Origin of the sequence: Sphingobium abikonense NBRC 16140 (genome assembly GCF_001598335.1) — a bacterium.
GTDB lineage: Bacteria > Pseudomonadota > Alphaproteobacteria > Sphingomonadales > Sphingomonadaceae > Sphingobium > Sphingobium abikonense.
The window spans coordinates 100,878-121,087 of the sequence record NZ_BCYT01000002.1 but is presented as its reverse complement, the minus strand read 5'-3'; the positions used below and the strand labels follow the sequence as shown (position 1 = coordinate 121,087).

Sequence of the window (20,210 nt, the reverse complement as noted above, 5' to 3'; positions counted from 1 at the left end):
GCGCCATGGTTAAAAGCCCGCCATGTCCTTGTCCGACCCGATGCCAGCGCCAGCGACCGGACGCTTCCTGTCCGCCGTGCATCATTTTCCGCTGCGCATCTATTTTGAGGACACCGATCTTTCGGGCCTGGTCTATCACGCCAATTATCTGCGCTATATGGAGCGGGCCCGGTCCGACATGCTGCGCATCGCGGGCATCGACCAGCGGAGCGAGCATGAAGGGGGCAGCGGCGTCTATGCCGTCACCGACCTTGCGATCCGCTATCGCCGGCCCGCGCGGCTGGACGATGAGCTGATGGTGGTCAGCCGCGTCGCCGCCGTGCGATCGGCCAGCTGCACCATTGACCAATCCGTCATGCGCGGCGACGAAGAGCTGACCAACGCCACCATCACCGTCGCCTGGCTGACGCCGCAGGGCCGCCCGCAACGCCAGCCAAAGGCCTGGACCGACATTTATACCCGCCTTTGCCAAGGGGAAGACATCCACCCATGACGCTCAACCTGCCCGCCGGCGCGATGACCGACGCCGCGACCATTTCCCCGCTCGCCCTGTTCCTTCAGGCCGATATCGTCGTCAAAGGCGTGATGATTGGCCTGTTGCTGGCCAGCATCTGGACCTGGGCGATGATCATCGGCTTCAGCGTCACGCTGCGCAAAGCCAGCCGGGAAAGCCGCAAGTTCGAAGCGGATTTCTGGAAGGCCGAGGATATCGACCGTTTCTACGAAGCCCGTGGCAAGGGCAGCTTCCCGGCGGCCAAGGTCATGGCGGCCGGCGTCACCGAATGGCGCCGGTCGACCGCGCAGAAGGTGATCGACCGCGAAGGGACGCGGGACCGCCTGTCGACCGTCATGTCCAGCACCATCGCCAGCGAGGTCGATCGCCTGTCCGACCGGCTCAACATATTGGCGACGATCGGATCGGTCGCGCCCTTTGTCGGCCTGTTCGGCACGGTCTGGGGCATTATGCGCGCCTTCACCTCGATCGCGGCGGAACAGAATAGCTCGCTGGCCGTCGTTGCGCCGGGCATCGCCGAAGCGCTGTTCGCGACCGCCATCGGCCTGTTCGCCGCCATTCCCGCCGTCATCGCCTACAACCGGTTCAGCCATGGCATCAACCGGCTGGAAGCGGCGATGACCCGCTTTGCCGACGGCTTTTATTCGACGCTCAGCCGCGAACTGGAGGCGCAGCGATGAACTTGGGCATCGCTGCAAGAGCGGGAGCGCGCTGATGGCGATGGCGGGGCCTCCCTCCGGGCGGCGCGGGCGCGGCCGCGCGCCCATGGCCGACATCAACGTGACGCCGCTGGTCGACGTCATGCTGGTGCTGCTCATCATCTTCATGGTGACGGCGCCGCTGCTGGTGACGGGTGTTCCTGTCAACCTGCCCGAAACCCGCGCCAAGGGGCTGGATCAGGACGCCAAGCCGACGGTCGTGTCGATCGACCGCGACGGCGGCCTTTTCATCGACGACGCGCAAATCAGCGATGCCGAATTGCCCGACCGCCTCGCCGAAATCATGGCCGCAAATGCCGGCAAGGCGGAAGCGCCGCAGATTTTCCTGCGCGCCGACACCGCGCTCGACTATGGCCGGGTGATGCGGGTCATGGGCGAGCTGAACCGTGCGGGCCTCAACAAGGTCGCGCTGGTCAGCACCGGCTCGGACAGCGACGGTTCAGAATAGGGGCCATAGGTCGGTCATATGGAGCGCGCGGAAAAGATCGGCCTTGGCGTCGCGACGGCGGGACATGTCCTCCTGTTCGGCTTGCTGTCGGCCGGATTCCTTTCGACCCCCAATCCCCTCAAGCTCAACAGCCCGCCCATGGACGTGAGCCTGGTGGACGAGGTGGCGCTCAAGTCCATGGCGCCGCAAATATCGACGCAGCCGCCTCCGCCCAGCGTCGCCCCGGACCAGGGTTTGACCGAAGAGGCCGCGCCTGCGCCTGAACCCGCGCCGGCGCCGGAACCGACTCCCGCACCGCCAGAGCCAACCCCCGCCCCGCCGCGCCCCGCGCCCAAAGAAGCCCCGGCCAAGCCGAAGGAAAAGCCCGCGCCGCCCAAGAAGGCGACCGCCAAGACGCCGGCCAAGCCCAAGCCGGCAGCTGAAAAACCGGCGGCCAAGGCGAAGCCCAAGCCTGAAAAGCCGACGTCAAAGCCTGGCGCCGCCGCGCCCGCTAAATCATCGAGCAAAGCCAAGAAGACCAGCGACGCGCCGGCCAAGGCATCGGGCGCGGGCAAGGCGGACAAGCCGCGCGGGTCGCTGCTGGGCAAGGATTTCCTCAAGGGCATCGACACCAGCGCCGATGCTCCGCGCAAGGCTGCGCCGCCCCCTGCGGCCGCCATGGGGCCGGCGCAGAAATCCGCGCTCGACGCAGAAATCCGTCGGCAGTTGAAACCGCACTGGCGTCCGCCTTCGGGCGCGGACGCCGACCAGCTCGTGACCTTGCTGGAGGTACGGCTAGACAAGAGCGGCGCGCTTGTCGGCACGCCGCAGGTGATCGACCAGCTTGGCGTTACGGCCAGCAACCGGCCGCAGGCCAAGCTGCACGCCGAGCGCGCGATCCAGGCGGTGAAACTCGCCGCCCCCTTCAGGAATTTGCCCCCTGAATTTTACGACCAATGGAAATGGCTCCGGCCACTCCGCTTTGACGCGAGGCTGAACCGATGAAGACCCCCTTCCTGCGCGCTTTGTCGCTTGCGACGGCCGCACTTGCCGCCATCCTGGCCTCGCCCGCCATGGCGCAGCTGTCGGTCGACGTGACCGGCGACATTGACAGCAATCTCAAGATCGCGGTGCCGCCCATGCCCGCGCAGCAGCAGGCCGACACGCCCGCCGGATCGGCCAGCGACCTTGGCCGCAAGATCGCCGAAGTCATCGCGTCCGACCTCAAAGGCTCGGGCCTTTTCGATCCGTCCGGGCCAGGCGGCCTTCCCGCCATCCCCTTCCCCGAAGTCACCTTCCCCCAATATCAGAAATGGGGCGCCTATCAGGCGCTGGTGCAGGGTTTCGTGCGCACGAGCGGCGGCGAATCCGACATTACCGTGGGCTGCTATCTCTACGACGTCGCGCTGCAACAGGAACTGACGCGACAAGGCTATGTCGTCGCCCCGCGCGACTGGCGGCGCGCCGCGCATAAATGTGCCGACGCCATCTATGCGCGTCTGTCGGGCGAAAGCCCCTTTTTCGACAGCCGCATCGCCTATATCGCCGAAAGCGGCCCCAAGGGGAACCGCACCAAGCGGCTCGCCATCATGGATTCGGATGGGGCGAACCATCGCTTCATCACCAATGGCCAGTCGATCGCGCTCACCCCGCGCTTTTCGCCGGACTATAAATCGATCGTCTATGTCAGCTATCTGGGCAGCCGGGTTCGCCTCTATGTCTATGATATCGGCACGGGGCAGCAGCGGCTGGTGACGGAAAGCAACAACCCGACCTTTGCGCCGCGCTGGTCGCCCGATGGCCGCAACATTCTCTTTTCGATGGCAGTCGCGGGCAATACCGATATTTATCGCATCTCCGCCAATGGCGGATCGCCGGTGCGCCTCACCAATTCGCCCGGCATCGACGTGGGCGGCAGCTATTCGCCCGATGGCAGCCGCATCGTCTTCGAAAGCGACCGGTCCGGCGGCCAGCAACTCTATGTCATGAATGCCGACGGGTCGAACCAGCGCCGGATCAGCCATGGCGGGGGCCGTTACGCGACGCCCGAATGGAGCCCGCGCGGCGATCTTATCGCCTTCACCAAACTGTCGGGCGACTTCAAGATCGCCGTGATGTCGCCCAATGGCGACAATGAACGGATATTGACCAATGGCTGGCAGGACGAACAGCCCACCTGGTCGCCCAATGGCCGGGTGCTGCAATTTTTCCGCACCACGCCTGGACGCCAGGGCACCAGCCAGGTGTGGCAGGTCGACCTGACCGGCGTCAACGAACGCCGCATCCCGACGCCGCTCAGCGGGTCCGACCCGGCCTGGGGACCGCTGCTTCCCTGACCGGGGTCGGGGAACCCAATCGTCTTGACAGCGTAACGATGTTTACAGACCCTGTCGCCGCCCCCTCCCCCTTCAAGCCGGGCGGCAGACAGCGCAACAAGGAGACCTTGTGATGAAATTGTCCCGCACAGTGCTGGCCGCGAGCGCCATCATCGCTCTTGCCGCCTGTTCCAAGAAGCCGCCGGCCGAACTGCCGCCCGCGCCGGGCGGCACGGATGCCGGCAGCACCATGCCCACCGGCCCCGCCACGCCCGCCGGCCCGCGCAAGGGCAGCCAGGAAGATTTCGTCGCGTCGGTCGCGTCCGACCGCATCTTCTTTGGCCTCGACCAATATGATGTCGATGCCGAGGACCAGGCGACGCTGCAAAGCCAGGCCGCCTGGTTGCAGCAGAACCCGTCGGTGCGCGTCACGATCGAGGGTCATGCCGACGAACGCGGCACGCGCGACTATAATATCGCGCTGGGTGAGCGCCGCGCCAATGCCGCCAAAAACTATCTCGCCTCGCTCGGCATCGATCCCGGCCGGATCACCACCGTCAGCTATGGCAAGGAACGCCCGGCCGCTCTGGGCTCCGACGAAGCGGCCTGGGCGCAAAATCGCCGCGCCGTGACCGTCACCATCCAATATTGATCGGAACCACCGGTTTGGTCTGACCAAAGGCCCGCTCGTCCGAAGGGACGGGCGGGCCTTTTTCTCTGCGCGAACAAATCTGCTGACAAGCCTGTCAATTTGCCCGATACGCTTTCCGATATATGGGACGCGCCCGCCATTTGGGACGCGCAAGAGGCAGGCATGGCGACACAGCATCAGGACGACAAGCAGGAACAGGGGGTCAAGGGCACGCAGACATTGATGCGCGCGCTCGACATCATGGATGAAGTGATCGACGGGCCGATCCGCGCCGCCGATCTTGCCCGCAAACTGGGCATGAGCAAGACTACCGCCCATCGGCTGGTGCAGGCGCTGCGGTCGCGCAATTATCTGTCGGTCACGCGCGACGGCTTCGCGCTCGGGCCGAAATTATTGCAGCTGGGCGTGCTGGCGACCGAACAGATCGACTATGTCCGCGTCGCCCGCCCCTTCATGGAATTATTGTCGGAACGCACGGGCTTTTGCGTCTTCGTCGGCAAGCGGGAGGGCGAATTTTCCCGCCATCTCGACCGCGTCACCGGCACGCAGCGGTTGCGCGTCGCCACCGCGCCGGGCGACCGTCGCCCGATCGCCGAAACCGGCATCGGCAAGGCCTTGCTGCTGGATGAGGATGAGGAGACATGGCAGCGCCTCTATGTCGAAGCCAAAGGCGGGACCGCCACGAAGGCGCAGATCGACCGGTTCCTCAAAGACATGCGCGCGCACAAGGCCCGTGGCATGGTGTTGCACGATAGCGAACTGGGCGACGGCGTGCGCTCGGTCGCGGTGCCGATCCGCGATGCCAAGGGCCAGATCGGCATCGCCATCTCGATCGCCAGTGCGGCCCATTATCTGACCGACGACGTGCGCACGGAGCTGGCCGAGCAGGTGCGACGCGCCGCCGAACAGATCAGCGACGCGGTCGGATACGCCAAGCCGCGCTGACGCCTTGCCTGCACCGGACAAGAAAATGGGCGCGGCCACAAAAATGCGGCCGCGCCCGTCAAGTCTGGGGGGAAAGGTGGCTTACATCCGGTAGGTCACGCCAAAGGTGAAGGTCCGGCCGATCCGCGTTTCGAACAACGTGTCCTGACGCTGGCTGTCGATATAGAGGCGGTTCTGCTCGTCGGTCAGGTTCTGCGCCTCGACGATGATCTTCAGCCGGTCGGTCACATTATAGCTGGCCGACGCGTCCATGTAGAAGGTCTTGGCATTGCCCTGAAGGTCGCTGCCCGGCGACGCCGGGATGCCGCGGATGAACTTGTCGCGGAAATTGCCCGTGGTGCGGATGGAGAACTTGTCGTCCTCATAATAAAGCGTGCCCGACGCGGTATTCTTGGACAGACCGACCAGGTCCGCCGTCGTCGTCACTGTGGGCGTGCCGTTCACACTGGCGAGGATATAATCGATCTTCGACGTGACATGGGTATAGTTGGCCAGCACGCCGAAATTGCCCAGGAAACCGTCCAGGAAGGTGAAGGGTATCTGCGCGTTGAGCTCAATTCCCTTGAGCGGTCCGCCCGGCGTGTTGAAAGGCTGCGACACGGTGAACAACTCGGTCGGCGCCGTGTTGGTGCCATCCAGCAATTCGATTGGCAGCCCCAGTTCATTGAACGGAATCTGGCTGTTCACATTCTGAATGAAGCTCTTGATATCCTTGTAGAAGAAGGCTGCGGAGAGCAACGATCCCGGACGGAAATACCATTCCACCGCCACGTCGAACGTATTGGCGCGGATGGGATCGAGGAAGGGATTGTTGACATTGCCGACGCGCGTCACCCCATTGACGCCGCTCGTAGGCGTGAGCAGCCCCAGTTCCGGCCGCGCCATCACCTTCGCGCCCGACAGGCGGACAAGGACATTGCGCACCGGCTCGATCACGATATTCGCCGACGGCAGCCAGTCGTCATAGCTATTATTGGCCGCGGCGAACTGCCCGCCAAGGCCCGTGGGCGACGTGGCGCTGGACACAGTGATATAGCCTGACGATCGCATGTCGGTCTTGACGTAGCGCACGCCGATGTCGCCGCGCACGCCGAAGCCGATCGCGTCCTCCAGGTCGAAATTGGCCATGGCATAGGCGCTCATCACTTCTTCGCGCACCCGGCTGTTGCCGCCGCCGCATTCGACGCCGCAATAGCGCACCGAATCAAAACCAAAGGTGTCGGCCCATTTTTCCGGATCGATTGCCGCCCAGCTGGATGGCGCCCCGTTACCCCACAGCTTGTCGACGCCGGTGATGGACCGCGTGAGATCCGCCAGGCTGGTGCCGGCCGGCAACGGCCGCATCACCAGGTCCGCCGAATAGGGCCGCAGGAAGGTCGATCGGAAATCGCTGCGGCGATATTGCCCGCCAACCCGCAGGGCCAGCGCGTCGTTGACCGTCCATTTCAGGTTCATCTCGCCGGTCATGTTGTCGGTGGTATTCTTCGAGGGCTTGCCCTGATAGCTGAAGCCACCCAATACCGTGCCATCGGGCCGACCCGGCGCGTAGTTGAAGCTGGCGGGATCGTTGACGTCGATGCCAAAGCCCAGGACCGGCGTCGTGCCGCCATCGCGGAAATCGATGGTGAAGCCGTCGGTGTCGATCGCGTCCATATAGGTTTGGAGGCGCTTCTTACCGTCCCATATCGACCGGTTGAAGCCGACGATGCCGCTCACTTCCAGATTATCGTTGAGGCGACGGCGGAAATTGAGGTTCGCCTGCTTGAAGGTCGACACGAAATTGTCGACCAGCCCCTCCGACCGCACATCGACGCCGTCGAACGCGCCATAGACCAGCGAGCCATTTTCATCGAATTCGGCGTCCCGCACCGACGTCATCGGCTGGCCATTGTTGGACGCCGACCGGGCGAAGGAGACAGCGGCGATATAATTGTCGCGCCGCGTCACTTCGAACCGCGAATAGAGCAGGTCGAGCGAGATGTCGGTGTCGTCATCGGGATTGAATTGCAGCGTCAGCGATCCGCCGATCCGTTCCTGATCCTGTTCGCTGTTCAGGTAGCGCGGCAGACGCGGCAGGAAAGCGCCGCTGCCCGGCGTATTGGGCAGGTCGTTGCGGCGCAGATCAAGGATCGCCTGATAGGCGGCGGCGTCGCTGGTGCGCGGATTCCCGGTCGAACAGTTGAGCGCATCGGTCCCTTTGACCGGATTGTCACCCGGGTTCTGCGGCGTGAAGCCGACCGGCGAGCAAAAACCGCCATTGGTGTTGGCCGACAGGATATCCACCGCCGAATAGCCGACCTCGCGGATATTGCGCTTCTGGTAGGCGATCGAACCCAATATGCCAAAGCCGCTGTCGCCGAACTTCTTGGAAATCAGCATCGACGCGCGGGGATCGACCTTCTTCGACAGCTCATTATAGACGCCGCGCGCGGTCATGGAGAGGACGAAATCCTCCTTCTGATCCATGGGCTTTGGCGCGGACAGGTCCACCGTCGCACCCAACGATCCCTCCTCCACGTCGGCGGACGGCGTCTTGCGCACGGTCAGAGCGGAAAAAATTTCCGTCGGAAAGACGTTGAAGTCGAAACTGCGGCCATTATTGCCGGCGCCGTAGATATCGGACGATCCGGTCTGCGACGTGCCTTCCATCCCGTTGATCCGCACGCGGGTGAAGCCAGCACCCAGACCGCGGACCGAAATATTGCGCCCTTCGCCGCCGTCGCCACGCGCCAGGGCCACGCCCGGCACGCGCTGCATCGATTCAGCTAGGTTGGAGTCGGGAAATTTGCCGATATCTTCAGCCACGATCGAATCGATCGCCGCTGCTTCCTGCCGTTTCAGGCCCAGCGCGCTGTCCAGCGACGCGCGGAAGCCGGTGACGACGATATCGGCTGCGGTTTGCTGGTCTGGCTGTTCCTGCGCAGCGGCGGACGCGCCGATCATCATGGTCGAAGCAATCGCCAGCGCCGACACCCGGCGCGCGAAAATGGCACGTGTCACCTGAACAGACATAAACCCTCCCCTTCAAATCCGGCCTTTCCCGGATGCCCACTATGTGGAACAGTCGTGCAACTTATACGGATTCGCGCATGACTTCTACAAAAATCAACATGTGGCTTCTTATCCCATATGATGAGCAACGATCGACGAAAGCCCTTGCCGATCATTTTAGTCCCGCTATATGGTCATCAAATCTATTTAATGGGACGGAGAATCCCTTTTGAGGATATTGGCCCCTCGCCATCCTGCGGGATGCCGGCCACCGACATCGCCGCCCCTGCACGGGCGGACGGCTAGGGGAAATATGCCGGCATCGGCATATTTCCCCATTTTCCACCTCCTCCTGGAGCGCCGGGCGTCATGAGTATCCCGTTCCTGCTGCTTGCCATGGCCGCCGCGGCGCCTGCGCCGCTTCATTTCGACCTCAGCGATGGATCGCCGCTGCGTCGTCAGCCCTATCAGCCTGGCGGACATGGCATGGAGCCGGGCGCGACAGACCGCGACTATCTGTTTTCCGTTGCCCTGCCAGAGGGCAATTATCGCGTGACGGTACGGCTGGGCAGTCGCACATCGGCCGGCAATACCAGCGTGAAAGCGGAAGCGCGGCGGCTGATGTTGCGGAACGTCGCAACCCGCAAGGGCCGGCTTCTGGAGCGCAGCTTCCTGGTCAATATCCGCACCCCCGCGCTGCCGCCGCCCCCGGAAAACGCGCCCGGCGGCGCGCAGGTGGCCTTGACGCCGGGAGATCGCGCCGAATTTACCTGGGACGACAAGCTGACGCTGGAATTTCTGGGCCAGCCGCGCGTCGCCTCGGTCGACATCGCGCCAGTGGATGCGCCCACGCTGTATCTGGCCGGCGATTCCACCGTCACCGACCAGTTTGCCGAGCCGGCTGCCAGTTGGGGCCAGATGCTGCCCGCGATGCTGGACGATCAGGTCTCTGTCGCCAATCATGCCAAGTCCGGCGCAACGATGAAAAGCTTTTCCAGCGACCTGCGGCTGGCGAAATTGCTGTCGGGCATGAAGGCCGGCGACTGGCTGTTCATCCAGTTCGGTCATAACGACCAGAAGCAGCAATGGCCGCAAACCTATGTCGATCCGCAAATCGCCTATCCCGCCTGGCTGCGCGTCTACATCGCCGAAGCGCGGCGGCGCGGCGCGCATCCGGTGCTGGTCACATCGCCCGAGCGGCGCAATTTCGACGCCGGCGGCCGGATAGAGGACACGCTGGGGGCCTATGCCGATGCGATGCGCCGCGTCGCGCGGGAAGACGGCGTGCCGTTGATCGACCTGAATGCCGACAGCCGCGACATCTATGAAGCGCTTGGTCCCGACGTCGCTCCTACTGCCTTCAACGATGGCGGCCGCGACAAGACGCATCACAATAACTATGGCGCCTTCTTGATGGCGAACGCCGTCGCGCAGCGGATCAGGGACATGATCCCCGCGCTCGCGCCGCACGTGATTGCCCCCGCCTTCGACCCGCGCCATCCACCAAGCGCAGAGCAGGTCGCGATCGTTCCCAGCCTGATCCATAGCGATCAGCGCCCGGCCGGTAGTTGAGGGCGATGCCGATGAGCCGCCGCGACATGGCGCTGGGCTTGATCGCCGGCGGTGTCGCCAGCCTGCCCTTCCCCTCCCATGCCGCGCGCCGGTTCGATGCGCGCGATCATGGCGCGCGCGGCGACGGCCGGTCGATCGACAGCGTGGCCATCAACGCCGCGATCCTGGCGGCGTCGGCGGCGGGCGGCGGCACGGTAGTCCTGCCCCGCGGGCGCTATCTTTGTTTTTCCCTGCGGCTGCAAAGCCACGTGACATTATTGCTGGCGGACGGCGCTGTGATCGAGGCGGCCGACCCGGCGCGTCATGCAGGGCGCTATGACCTGCCCGAAGACGGCATCGACCAGCTTTATCAGGATTTCGGCCATAGCCATTGGCGCAACAGCCTGATCTGGGGCGAGGATGTCGAGCAGGTTGCCATAACGGGGCCGGGCATGATCCATGGCGTGGGCCTCACCCGCGACGGACCCGGCGCGCGCTGGAAGAAGCAGGCGGGCGAACGGCCATTGTCCATGGCGCAGATGACCGACGCCGACATCGCAAGGCTGGAGCCTGACGCGGCGAAGATGCGGGGCCTTGGCAACAAGGCGATCGCCTTGAAGAACGGCCGCGACATTCGCCTGTCGGGCTTCACGATCCTGAAGGGCGGGCATTTCGCCATCCTCGCCACCGGCACTCGGCAGCTGACGATCGAAGGCCTTTCCATCGACACCGAACGCGACGGCATCGACCTTGATTGCGTGCGCGATGTTCGGGTAGAACGCTGCCGGGTCAATTCGCCCAATGACGACGCCATCGTGGTCAAAAGCAGCCATGCGCTCGGCCGCGCGATCGTCGCGGAGAATATCCTGATCCGCGATTGCGACGTGTCGGGCTATGACATGGGATCGATGATCGACGGCACGCTTCGCACGACGCAGCAGGTCGCTCCCGATCAGGATCGCGTCACCGGCCGGATCAAGCTCGGCACGGAAAGCAATGGCGGCTACCGCAATGTGCGGATCGAGGATTGCCGCTTCACCCGCTGCCGGGGGCTGGCGCTCGAAACGGTGGACGGTGGGGTGATGGAACAGGTTGTCGCCCGGCGCCTGACCATGCGCGAGGTTACGACCGCGCCCCTGTTCCTGCGGCTCGGCGATCGGCGACGCGGGCCGAAAGGCACCGGCATCGGCGCCATCCGCGACGTCGAAATCAGCGAGGTGGACGCGCGCGGTATCGACCATCGGTTTCCTGCCGCGCTGGCGGGCCTGCCCGGACACCCGATCCGCAACGTCGTGCTGCGCGACGTCCACCTGGCCTATGCCGGCGGCGGGACGCGACTGGACGCAGAGCGCCGCCCGGCCGAACTGGCTGACGCCTATCCTGAACCCAGCATGTTCGGCGTGCTGCCCAGTTGGGCGCTGTGGGCGCGGCATGTCGACGGACTGACCCTCGACCGCTTCACCGCGACGACCCAAAAGCCCGATGCGCGGCCGCCTCTGCTGTTCGACGATGTCGCCGGTCTCATCATGCGCGATACGCCTTTGGCCAATTGACGAACATATGGGACGATGCTACCAAATATCGGTCTAAGGTTCCATAATATGGTCTAACGAGGGGAAGCCATGACGATCCACGCCTTCAAAATGCAGCTCAAGCCCGGCGTGGTCGAGGAATATCGCCGTCGCCATGACGAGATATGGCCCGAACTGTCTGCTTTGCTGTCCGATGCGGGCATCTATGATTATTCGATCTTCCTGGACGAAGACACGCTCAGCCTGTTCGCCGTGCTCAAGCTGCGCGCTGAAAACAGCCGCGACGCCCTGCCCGACCACCCGGTGATGAAGCGCTGGTGGGACTATATGGCTCCGCTGATGGAGGTGCAGCCCGGCAACCAGCCGCGCGAATGGCCGCTCCCCATGCTGTTCCACATGGATTGAAGGCAGACCCATGCGCACCCTGATCGCCGCCCTGCTGCTGGGCTCGTCGCTCGCTGCCGCTCCCCTTCCCGCCCGCGCGCAGGAGGCCCGGCCCACCGCCAACCTGTCCGCCCCGGTCAAGACGTTCGGCCGCGTCTCCTATGACGCGCGCTCGCTGATGATCGATGGCAAGCGGACCATCATCTGGGGCGGGGAGTTTCACCCCTTCCGCCTGCCCTCGCCCGATCTGTGGCGCGACATCCTGCAAAAGATGAAGGCTAGCGGCTTCAATACCGTCGCCCTCTATTTCGACTGGGGCTATCACAGCCCGAAACAGGGCGTTTATGACTTTTCCGGCATCCGTGATCTCGACCGGCTGCTGACGATGGCGGAGGAGGAAGGGCTCTACGTCATTACCCGCGCCGGCCCCTATGTGAATGCCGAACTGACACGCGGCGGCTTTCCCGGGTGGCTCGTCAACCAGCGCGCCCGCGCCCGGACGGACGATCCCGACTATCTGAGGGCCGCCGACGAATGGCTGAGCCACATCAACCCGATCATCGCCCGACACCAGATCAACGCCGACCCCAAGCGCAAATATGGCGTCATCCTGCACCAGATAGAAAATGAGCTGGCGCTCACCACGCCGGCGCAGCGCCGCTATATGGACCATATCTTCGCCAAGGCGCGTGCCGACGGCATTACCGTTCCGATCTTCCACAATGACCAGGGGCGCAACGGCTATTGGGTGCCGGAAAGCAGCCAGGTCGAAAAGGTCGTCCACGGCCCCAACGACATGTATGCGTTCGACGGCTATCCCGGCGGCACCTGCACGGTGGAGGGGGAGCCGACACGCGGGTCGGCCGCGCCTGACTGGGGCTATTATGGTCCCGGCGGTGCGAAGGGGGGTGCTTCGGCGTCTCCCGACACGCCCGGCTTCCTCGCCGAATTTGGCGGCGGCTGGTTCGACTATTGGGGGTCGAACGGCGGCTATGACTGCAACGCGATCCAGCGCGGCAAGCGGTTCCAGCGCGTCTTCTACGGCACCAACCTTGCCAATGGGATCGGCATCCAGAGCTTCTACATGACCTATGGCGGCACCAGTTGGGGCTGGCTGCCCGCCCCGGTGGTGTTCACCAGCTATGATTATGGCGCGGCCATTTCCGAACCGCGCGCGCTGCGCGAAAAAGCGGAGGAAATGAAGCAACTGGGCGGGTTGATCGCCTCGGTCCCCGACCTTGCCGGCATGGTCCCGGCCGCCGCCGTCCAGATCAGCGATCCCGACATCCAGGTCTATCACAACAAAAGCCCGGAAACCGATACCCGCTTCCTGATGGTCACGCACAAGCCGTCCAACGGCCAGAGCCGCGACAGCTTTACCTTCACCGCCGACCTGCCCGACGGCCGCTATACCATGCCGATGCAGCTTAACGGCTTCGACGCGAAATGGCTGGTCGCGGGCGCGGACCTGGGCGGGCAGCGGCTCGTCTATTCGACATCGGAACTGCAATCAGCGCAGGCCATGGGCGACCGCGACGTGCTGCTGTTCTACGGTCGGAAGAGCGAACCGGGCGAAACCGTCCTGCGCTACGCCTCGGCACCCCGTGTGACGGTGATCGAAGGACAGGCGACCAGCGCCTTCGACGCCGCCAAGGGCGACCTCAAGATCAGCTACACCCATCAAGGCCGGGCGCTAGTGCGCGTTGAAGGCGGCGGGCGTCCCCCGCTCACCCTGATCCTTGCCGATGAAGCGGAAGGCGCGCGCTATTGGCGGCGCGAGGGGCTGCTGGTGCGCGGCCCCGCCCTCCTGCGTGATGCATCCGTCCGGGGCGGCACGCTCGCGCTCATCGGCGATACGGCGCAGGACAGCCCGCTTGAAATCTGGGCGCCCCCTGCCGTGCGCGCCGTTACATGGAATGGCGCCCGGGTCGCAACCGCCGCCACGCCGGCTGGCAGCATCGCCGCCAGCCGGCCCCTCGCGGGGCCTGCTGACATTGTCCTGCCGCAACTCACCGACTGGCGCATGGCGAAGGGTTCGCCCGAAGCCGATCCCACCTTTGACGACAGCGCCTGGCAGACGATCGACAACCGCGCTTACGCCAGCACCACCGCCCGCCCCGATGGCCAGCCCAACATGCTGATGGACGCCTATGGCTTCCATGAAGGCGACGTCTGGTATCGCGGTCGCTTCACCGGCACGCCCGACGCCAAGGCGCTTTCGCTTTTCTACGGCGCAGGCGGATCGGGCCTCGTTCAGGCGTGGATCGACGGCCAGTTCCTGGGCGAAGCGGAAACGCCCCATGGCCTACCTCGCCCGATCACCACTGGCACGGCCCGCTTCGCCCTGCCCGCCACCGCGCAGTCGGGCGACCATGTCCTGTCCGTCATGGTCCGCAACAACGGCCATAATTGGGACCTGGATTCCGATGACTTCCACAAGGAGGCGCGGGGCCTCGTCTCCGCCTCACTGGAAGGCGGCCCGTCCGGGCGCAGCTTCGCGGTGCCGATCGAATGGAAGATTCAGGGGCGCAAGGGAGGAGAGGAGCTGGCCGATCCGGTCCGTGGCGTCGCCAATAATGGCGGCCTTTATGGCGAACGTATGGGCTGGCACCTGCCCGGCTTTAACGATAGCGCATGGACGAAAGCCAGCGTTCCCGCGCAACAGGCGACAGCAGGCACCAGCTGGTTCCGCACCGCCTTCACCCTTTCCGTGCCCAAGGGGCAGGATGCGACCATTGGCCTTAGCATCGGCGATCCCGACACGCCGCGATCACCGGTTCGCTATCGCGTGCTGATCTTCGTCAATGGCTGGAACATGGGCCAGTTCATCGCCCATGTCGGTCCGCAACGCACCTTCCCCATCCCCGAAGGCATCCTGAACCACCGGGGCGAAAATCATGTCGCGCTCGCCGTCACGTCGGACGGCGCGCCCGGCGATGCGCTGGAAAGCGTGCGTCTCGTCACCCTTCGCAACGTCAAAGGCGGTCTGCCCGTGCAGATGGTGGCCGCGCCAAATGCACCTTCAGACCTCAAGGAGATCAAATAACGTGGCCGCTCTCAACCATGACGTCCCGCGCAGCCAGGTCGTCGATTCCATCGGCCGGCTGATGGACAATCTCGTCAATATCAAGGACGAGACCGGGGAGTTCCTGCTCCATCTGGACGATGGCCGCATCATCGACACCAAGGGCTGGGCCGGATGGGAATGGACCCATGGCGTCGGCCTGTTCGGCATGTGGCGCTATTATGAACAGACCGGCGACAAGACCGCGCTCGCCATCATCAAGCAATGGTTCGAGGATCGCTTTGCCGAAGGCACGCCGACCAAGAATATCAACACGATGGCCCCTTTCATCACGCTCGCCTATCTGTACGAGCATGAACCCGACCCGCGCTACATCCCCTATCTCGACACCTGGGCCGAATGGCTGATGGCACCCGATGGCCTGCCCAAGACGGAAGAGGGCGGGTTCCAGCATATCGTCTATAATGACGAAAATCCCGGCGAAATGTGGGACGATACGTTGATGATGTCGGTCCTGCCGCTGGCCAAGATCGGCCTGTTGCTGAACCGCCCCCATTATATCGAGGAAGCCAAGCGGCAGTTTCTGGTCCACATCAAATATCTCTACGATACCAGGACGGGCCTGTGGTTCCACGGCTGGGATTTCAACGGCCGACATAATTTCGCGCAAGCGCTGTGGGCGCGGGGCAATTGCTGGGTGACGATTGCCATTCCCGAAATCATCGAGATTCTGGACCTGCCCGAAGGCGACTTCTTCCGCACCTTCCTGATCGACACGCTGGCTGCGCAGGTGAAGACCTTGGCCGAAACGCAGGATGCCGAAACCGGCCTGTGGCACACGCTGATCGTCGATCCGACCAGCTATCTGGAAGCATCGGCCACCGCCGGCTTTGCCTATGGCATCCTCAAAGCCGTGCGAAAGGGCTATTTGTCGCGCCATTATGAGGATGTCGGCATCAAGGCGGTGCGCGGCGTGCTGGCGAATATCGACGATGCCGGCGAATTGCAGCAAGTGAGTTTCGGCACCGCGATGGGCGATACCCAGCAATTCTACAAGGACATCGCGCTCACGTCCATGCCCTATGGCCAGAGCCTGGCCATCTGCGCGCTGGGTGAATTTCTGCGCACTTATATCTGACGCGGAAGGCGAAGGACGAATGGGAGATGGAAGGACCGTTCGTTCGCCGCTGTCTGCTGAAGGGCGCCGCCGGCATGTCGATGCTGGCGGCGCTTCCTGTTTCCAGGCGGAACCACTGTCTCGCACCGTGCCTCGCGCTTGCGCCTTGCATGAATCTCACATAATATCATAGATGTTCACAATGTGGCACGCAGCGCACCCGAAGCTGCCTGCCATTCCAGCCCGGTGGCGATAGGAAAAGTCGCGAGCCATTGGGGCCAGTCAGACCAGGCGGAGGATGCCCATTGCCCGATATAGCCCCACCCGCCGCACGACCGGTCCGCCTGCACAATTATCTCGCCTATGGCTCCAACGACGTGCTGGGCGCCGGGTCGATGGCGGTCATTTCAGGCTGGGTGTTGATCTTCTACACGCAATTTTGCGGCCTGTCCGCCGGACAGGCGGCCACCATCTTCGCGGTCGCGCGCATCCTTGACGCCTTCGCTTCGCCGATGATCGGCTATATCTCCGATCATTTCGGGGGCACATGGCTCGGCCAGCGCTTCGGCCGTCGCCGCTTCTTCATCCTCGCGGCCATTCCCCTGCTGCCCAGCTTCGCGTTGATGTGGCTGCCCGGACAAGGCTTCTGGTATTATCTGGTGAGCTATGTGCTGTTCGAACTGGTCTACGCAATGGAGATCATCCCGTTCGAGACATTGGCGGCCGAAATGTCGAGCGACTATCGGACGAAGGCGAAATTTGCGGGGTCGCGAATCCTCTTCGGTCAGGCGTCCGCCATTCTTGCCGGTTTCCTGCCGCTCTGGCTGATCGAGGCGCTGGGCCGCGACAGCGCCGACACCTTTTTCTACATGGGCATCATCTTCGCCATCCTGTTCATGGCCACGGCGGGCCTGCTTTACGCATTCAGCTGGGAACGGCATCTTCCCGCCGAAGCCGCCGCTGTGGCGCGGGCCGGCCCGCGCACGGCCGGCGGACCGGGTCAGGCTCTGAAAGCGCTTTACCGCAATCTCTTTTCCACCATGCGCATCCGCGCCTTCCGCCTGCATCTGGGCATGTATCTGGGCGGCTATATCAGCCAGGATATTTTCAACGCTGCCTTCACCTTCTTCGTGATCTTCGCGCTGGCAGGTTCCACCGCCATCGCTTCGGGGCTGCTCGGCACCATGTATATCGTCCAGTTCGTGGCGGTGATCATCGCCATCAACCTGGCGCTGCGCGCGTCCCCATCGCGTGCCTATCAGGTCGCGGCGGCGGATTTCGCGGTTGGCGTGCTGGCCCTGGTCGGGCTGTGGCTGCTGGGCGTGCCGGCGACCTCGCCCTGGATCTGGTTGCCGATCATTTTGTCGGGACTGGGCCGCGGTGCGCTTAACTATATTCCCTGGGCAACATACAACTACATGGCCGACGTCGATGAAATCGTCACCGGCCAGCGGCGCGAGGGCAGCTTTGCCGGCGTCATGACCTTCGTGCGCAAGGCGACGCAGGCCGCCGCGGTCGCGGGCGTGGGCTTCATCATGCAGGCAGGCGGCTTCATATCGGGCGCGCAGGTGCAGAGCGACCAGGCGATCCTGACGATGGCGCTGTTGCTGGGCGTCGGTACGGTCGGCTGCCTGTCGGCGGGGATATATGTCTCCACCCGTTTTCGCCTCAGCCCCGCCACGCACGATATATTGATGCATGAAATCGAACATCTACGCAGCGGTGCGCGCACGCCCAGCACCCCGGCCGCCGGCGCGGTGGTGGAGGATCTGTCGGGCTGGCGCTATGATCAGCTGTGGGGCAACAACCCGGTCGCGGGCGCCGCCACGCGATAGAGGAAAAGGGAGAAATTGAGGATGCGCAGCCTTCTGTCCATCGGCCTGCTGCTGGCCATATCTGCTGCGCCCGCCCAAGCGCAAAGCTGGTCCCGCAGCTGGATGGCGGCGCCCCTGGTGTCCCGCACGCCACCCGAAAAACGCCCTGACCTTGGCAATCGCACGTCGCGCCAGGTGGTGCGCATGTCGACCGGAGGGACCCGCATCCGGCTGCGCCTGTCCAACGAGATGTCGACGCAGCCGTTGCTGCTGGGCGCGGTTCATGTCGCGCTGGCCGGCACCGATGGCGAAATATTGCCTGGCACCGATCGCGTCGTCACCTTCAACAGCGAGCAGGGCGCGACCATCCCTGCCCGCGCGCCGCTCCTGAGCGACCCGATCGCGATGCCGGTGAAGCCGCTGACCCGCCTCACCATCAGCATTCACCTGCCCCAGGGCGCGCCGGACGCCACGGTACACAGCTATTCGGCCGCAACCGGCTGGACCGCGCCGGGGGATCAGACCGCCGCGCCACGCATGACCAACACGACCACGCTGGGTCCGCGCGTCATCATCACCGGCGTCGAGGTCGAAAACCGCAAGCCCGCCCGCACCATCGTCACGCTGGGCGATTCCATAACCGACGGCGTGCGCGCGACGCCCGACAGCAATCGCCGCTGGCCCGACCTGCTGGCGGAGCGGTTGCAAAAGGCCGGCATGACGCTGACCGGCGTTGCCAATGCCGGCATCAGCGCCAACCGACTGCTATCGGAGGCCGATGGGTATAACGCCCTTGCCCGCTTCGACAGCGATGTGCTGGCGGTGCCAGGGGTCAGCCATGTCATCATCTTGGAAGGCGTCAATGACCTGGGCGCCGCAGCGCGCGAACAGCGCCCCATGCTGCCACCCGCGACCATCATCGGCGCCTATCGCCAGATGATCGCCCGCGCCCATAGTCGCGGCGTCAAGGTGATCCTCGCCACCATCCTGCCCTATAAAGGCGCGGGCTATTGGAGCGAACAGGGGGAGGCGACGCGCGTTGCCGTCAATAACTGGATCCGCACCACCCGTGAGGCTGACGGATATGTCGATCTCGCCAAGGCGGTGGCCGATCCGGCCGACCCCGCGCGCATGGCCAAGCCCTATGATGTGGGCGATGCCCTGCATCCCAATGATGCGGGCTTTGCCGTCATGGCCGATGCCATCGATCTGGCCCTGCTGCGATGATGGCGTCGCTGCTGCTGATGGCGATGGCGACCGCCGCCGCGCCGGTCGCCCCAAAGCCGCTCTATCGCGACCCGGTACATGACGGCGCGGCAGACGCATCGACCGTCTATGACCAGGCGACGGGCGAATGGGTGATGTTCTACACCAATCGCCGTGCCGACCTGCCCCGCGCGGACGAGAAGGACGTGCGCTGGGTGCATGGCACCGCGATCGGCACCGCGCGGTCGCAGAATGGCGCGCATTGGCGCTATGCCGGCACGGCCGATATTCCTCAAAGCTGCACCGGCCCGACCTTGTGGGCGCCCGACGTGCAATGGCTGGCGGGCCAGTGGCATATGTGGCTGACGGTCGTACCCGGCGTCTTTCGCGATTGGAACGCGCCGCGCTTCATCGTCCACCTGACCAGCCCGGACCTCAAGGCGTGGACCTGCGGCGAACGGCTCGACCTTGGCTCCGACCGCGTGATCGACGCCAGCGTGCTGGCTTTGCCGGGCGGTGGCTACCGCCTCTTCTTCAATGACGAGCGACAGAATAAGGCGATCGTTACCGCCGACAGCCCCGACCTTGTCCAGTGGACCGTTGGCAAGCGGCTGACGCAGACACCGGGCGAAGGCCCCAAGGCCTTTCGTTGGAAGGGACGCACCTGGCTGATCTCCGACGCCTGGAAAGGGCTGCTGGTCATGCGATCCGACGATGACGGCGACAGCTGGATCACGCAGCCCGGCCATATTCTGGGCACGTCGGGTCGTTTCCCCACCGACCGCGCCAAGGGGCAGCATCCCGACATCGTCGTCGCGGGCGACCGGGCCTATATCCTCTACTTTGTCCATCAGGATGGCGAGGATGAGGCGAAATCGGACCCGGAATGGCATCGCCGGTCCGTCATCCAGATCGCTGAGCTTCAGGAAAAGGATGGCGTCATCAGCGTCGATCGCAACGCGCCCGTCACGATCCGGCTGAAACCCTGATCAGCGCCGATTTTCCTTTGCCCGCAAAA

General features: G+C 64.2%; 16 protein-coding genes. 15 read left to right on the top strand and 1 reads right to left on the bottom strand.

Translation table 11 applies throughout. From position 1 onward, the window contains the following. Nucleotides 1-22: 22 nt before the first annotated feature. The 7 genes from SAB01S_RS02580 (at nucleotide 23) to SAB01S_RS02550 (ending at nucleotide 5,572) form a co-directional block, all read left to right on the top strand. Nucleotides 23-493 carry a YbgC/FadM family acyl-CoA thioesterase gene (locus tag SAB01S_RS02580; RefSeq protein ID WP_062731587.1) on the top strand — a complete coding sequence of 157 codons (471 nt, stop codon included), beginning with the start codon at nucleotides 23-25 and terminating at the stop codon, nucleotides 491-493. Next, the gene (gene tolQ, locus SAB01S_RS02575) at nucleotides 490-1,194 is read left to right on the top strand and encodes a protein TolQ (RefSeq protein ID WP_062731586.1); all 705 of its coding nucleotides are present in this window, start codon (nucleotides 490-492) and stop codon (nucleotides 1,192-1,194) included. Before SAB01S_RS02580 ends, tolQ begins: the two co-directional genes overlap by 4 nt. Nucleotides 1,195-1,228: 34 nt before the next feature. Then, the gene (gene tolR / locus SAB01S_RS02570; RefSeq protein ID WP_021226429.1) at nucleotides 1,229-1,681 is read left to right on the top strand and encodes a protein TolR; all 453 of its coding nucleotides are present in this window, start codon (nucleotides 1,229-1,231) and stop codon (nucleotides 1,679-1,681) included. A gap of 18 nt (nucleotides 1,682-1,699) precedes the next feature. Continuing rightward, nucleotides 1,700-2,665: a cell envelope integrity protein TolA gene (tolA, locus tag SAB01S_RS02565; RefSeq protein WP_062731585.1), complete on the top strand. Its 966-nt coding sequence runs from the start codon at nucleotides 1,700-1,702 to the stop codon at nucleotides 2,663-2,665. Continuing rightward, nucleotides 2,662-3,996 carry a Tol-Pal system beta propeller repeat protein TolB gene (tolB, locus tag SAB01S_RS02560; RefSeq protein WP_062731584.1) on the top strand — a complete coding sequence of 445 codons (1,335 nt, stop codon included), beginning with the start codon at nucleotides 2,662-2,664 and terminating at the stop codon, nucleotides 3,994-3,996. Before tolA ends, tolB begins: the two co-directional genes overlap by 4 nt. 112 nt (nucleotides 3,997-4,108) lie before the next feature. Then, nucleotides 4,109-4,627, top strand: a complete 519-nt coding sequence (gene pal, locus SAB01S_RS02555; protein ID WP_009820520.1) for a peptidoglycan-associated lipoprotein Pal — start codon at nucleotides 4,109-4,111, stop codon at nucleotides 4,625-4,627. 162 nt (nucleotides 4,628-4,789) lie between these two features. Then, nucleotides 4,790-5,572, top strand: a complete 783-nt coding sequence (locus tag SAB01S_RS02550; protein WP_062731765.1) for an IclR family transcriptional regulator — start codon at nucleotides 4,790-4,792, stop codon at nucleotides 5,570-5,572. 81 nt (nucleotides 5,573-5,653) lie between these two features. Here SAB01S_RS02550 and SAB01S_RS02545 read toward each other — a convergent pair whose 3' ends face one another. Beyond that, nucleotides 5,654-8,584: a TonB-dependent receptor gene (locus SAB01S_RS02545; RefSeq protein WP_062731583.1), complete on the bottom strand. Its 2,931-nt coding sequence runs from the start codon at nucleotides 8,582-8,584 to the stop codon at nucleotides 5,654-5,656. 348 nt (nucleotides 8,585-8,932) lie between these two features. Here SAB01S_RS02545 and SAB01S_RS02540 point away from each other — a divergent pair, with 348 nt between their 5' ends. The 8 genes from SAB01S_RS02540 (at nucleotide 8,933) to SAB01S_RS02505 (ending at nucleotide 20,181) form a co-directional block, all read left to right on the top strand. Further along, nucleotides 8,933-10,135 (top strand): rhamnogalacturonan acetylesterase, encoded by a 1,203-nt coding sequence (locus SAB01S_RS02540; RefSeq protein WP_062731582.1) that lies wholly within the window; start codon nucleotides 8,933-8,935, stop codon nucleotides 10,133-10,135. 11 nt (nucleotides 10,136-10,146) lie between these two features. Next, a complete protein-coding gene (locus SAB01S_RS02535) occupies nucleotides 10,147-11,667 on the top strand; it encodes a rhamnogalacturonidase (protein ID WP_062731764.1) in 1,521 nt (506 codons plus the stop codon). Between the two features lie 69 nt (nucleotides 11,668-11,736). Next, a complete protein-coding gene (locus tag SAB01S_RS02530; protein ID WP_062731581.1) occupies nucleotides 11,737-12,051 on the top strand; it encodes an L-rhamnose mutarotase in 315 nt (104 codons plus the stop codon). 10 nt (nucleotides 12,052-12,061) lie between these two features. Continuing rightward, on the top strand, nucleotides 12,062-15,076 hold the full coding sequence (locus SAB01S_RS02525; protein ID WP_062731580.1) for a glycoside hydrolase family 35 protein: 3,015 nt from the start codon (nucleotides 12,062-12,064) through the stop codon (nucleotides 15,074-15,076). A gap of 1 nt (nucleotide 15,077) precedes the next feature. Further along, complete coding sequence (gene bglB / locus SAB01S_RS02520; protein ID WP_062731579.1) at nucleotides 15,078-16,193, top strand: beta-galactosidase BglB; 1,116 nt, start codon at nucleotides 15,078-15,080, stop codon at nucleotides 16,191-16,193. Between the two features lie 284 nt (nucleotides 16,194-16,477). Beyond that, nucleotides 16,478-18,007 (top strand): MFS transporter, encoded by a 1,530-nt coding sequence (locus SAB01S_RS02515; protein ID WP_062731578.1) that lies wholly within the window; start codon nucleotides 16,478-16,480, stop codon nucleotides 18,005-18,007. 21 nt (nucleotides 18,008-18,028) lie between these two features. Then, nucleotides 18,029-19,213, top strand: a complete 1,185-nt coding sequence (locus SAB01S_RS02510) for an SGNH/GDSL hydrolase family protein (RefSeq protein ID WP_062731577.1) — start codon at nucleotides 18,029-18,031, stop codon at nucleotides 19,211-19,213. Then, on the top strand, nucleotides 19,210-20,181 hold the full coding sequence (locus SAB01S_RS02505; protein ID WP_062731576.1) for a glycoside hydrolase family protein: 972 nt from the start codon (nucleotides 19,210-19,212) through the stop codon (nucleotides 20,179-20,181). The genes SAB01S_RS02510 and SAB01S_RS02505 overlap by 4 nt, the downstream gene beginning before the upstream one ends. Nucleotides 20,182-20,210 lie beyond the last annotated feature (29 nt).

Bases quoted from the DNA above. Each gene is read 5' to 3' on its own strand.
- SAB01S_RS02580 (WP_062731587.1), top strand. From the start codon at position 23: ATGTCCTTGTCCGACCCGATGCCAGCGCCAGCGACCGGACGCTTCCTG.
- tolQ (WP_062731586.1), top strand. From the start codon at position 490: ATGACGCTCAACCTGCCCGCCGGCGCGATGACCGACGCCGCGACCATT.
- tolR (WP_021226429.1), top strand. From the start codon at position 1,229: ATGGCGATGGCGGGGCCTCCCTCCGGGCGGCGCGGGCGCGGCCGCGCG.
- tolA (WP_062731585.1), top strand. From the start codon at position 1,700: ATGGAGCGCGCGGAAAAGATCGGCCTTGGCGTCGCGACGGCGGGACAT.
- tolB (WP_062731584.1), top strand. From the start codon at position 2,662: ATGAAGACCCCCTTCCTGCGCGCTTTGTCGCTTGCGACGGCCGCACTT.
- pal (WP_009820520.1), top strand. From the start codon at position 4,109: ATGAAATTGTCCCGCACAGTGCTGGCCGCGAGCGCCATCATCGCTCTT.
- SAB01S_RS02550 (WP_062731765.1), top strand. From the start codon at position 4,790: ATGGCGACACAGCATCAGGACGACAAGCAGGAACAGGGGGTCAAGGGC.
- SAB01S_RS02545 (WP_062731583.1), bottom strand. From the start codon at position 8,584: ATGTCTGTTCAGGTGACACGTGCCATTTTCGCGCGCCGGGTGTCGGCG.
- SAB01S_RS02540 (WP_062731582.1), top strand. From the start codon at position 8,933: ATGAGTATCCCGTTCCTGCTGCTTGCCATGGCCGCCGCGGCGCCTGCG.
- SAB01S_RS02535 (WP_062731764.1), top strand. From the start codon at position 10,147: ATGAGCCGCCGCGACATGGCGCTGGGCTTGATCGCCGGCGGTGTCGCC.
- SAB01S_RS02530 (WP_062731581.1), top strand. From the start codon at position 11,737: ATGACGATCCACGCCTTCAAAATGCAGCTCAAGCCCGGCGTGGTCGAG.
- SAB01S_RS02525 (WP_062731580.1), top strand. From the start codon at position 12,062: ATGCGCACCCTGATCGCCGCCCTGCTGCTGGGCTCGTCGCTCGCTGCC.
- SAB01S_RS02510 (WP_062731577.1), top strand. From the start codon at position 18,029: ATGCGCAGCCTTCTGTCCATCGGCCTGCTGCTGGCCATATCTGCTGCG.
- SAB01S_RS02505 (WP_062731576.1), top strand. From the start codon at position 19,210: ATGATGGCGTCGCTGCTGCTGATGGCGATGGCGACCGCCGCCGCGCCG.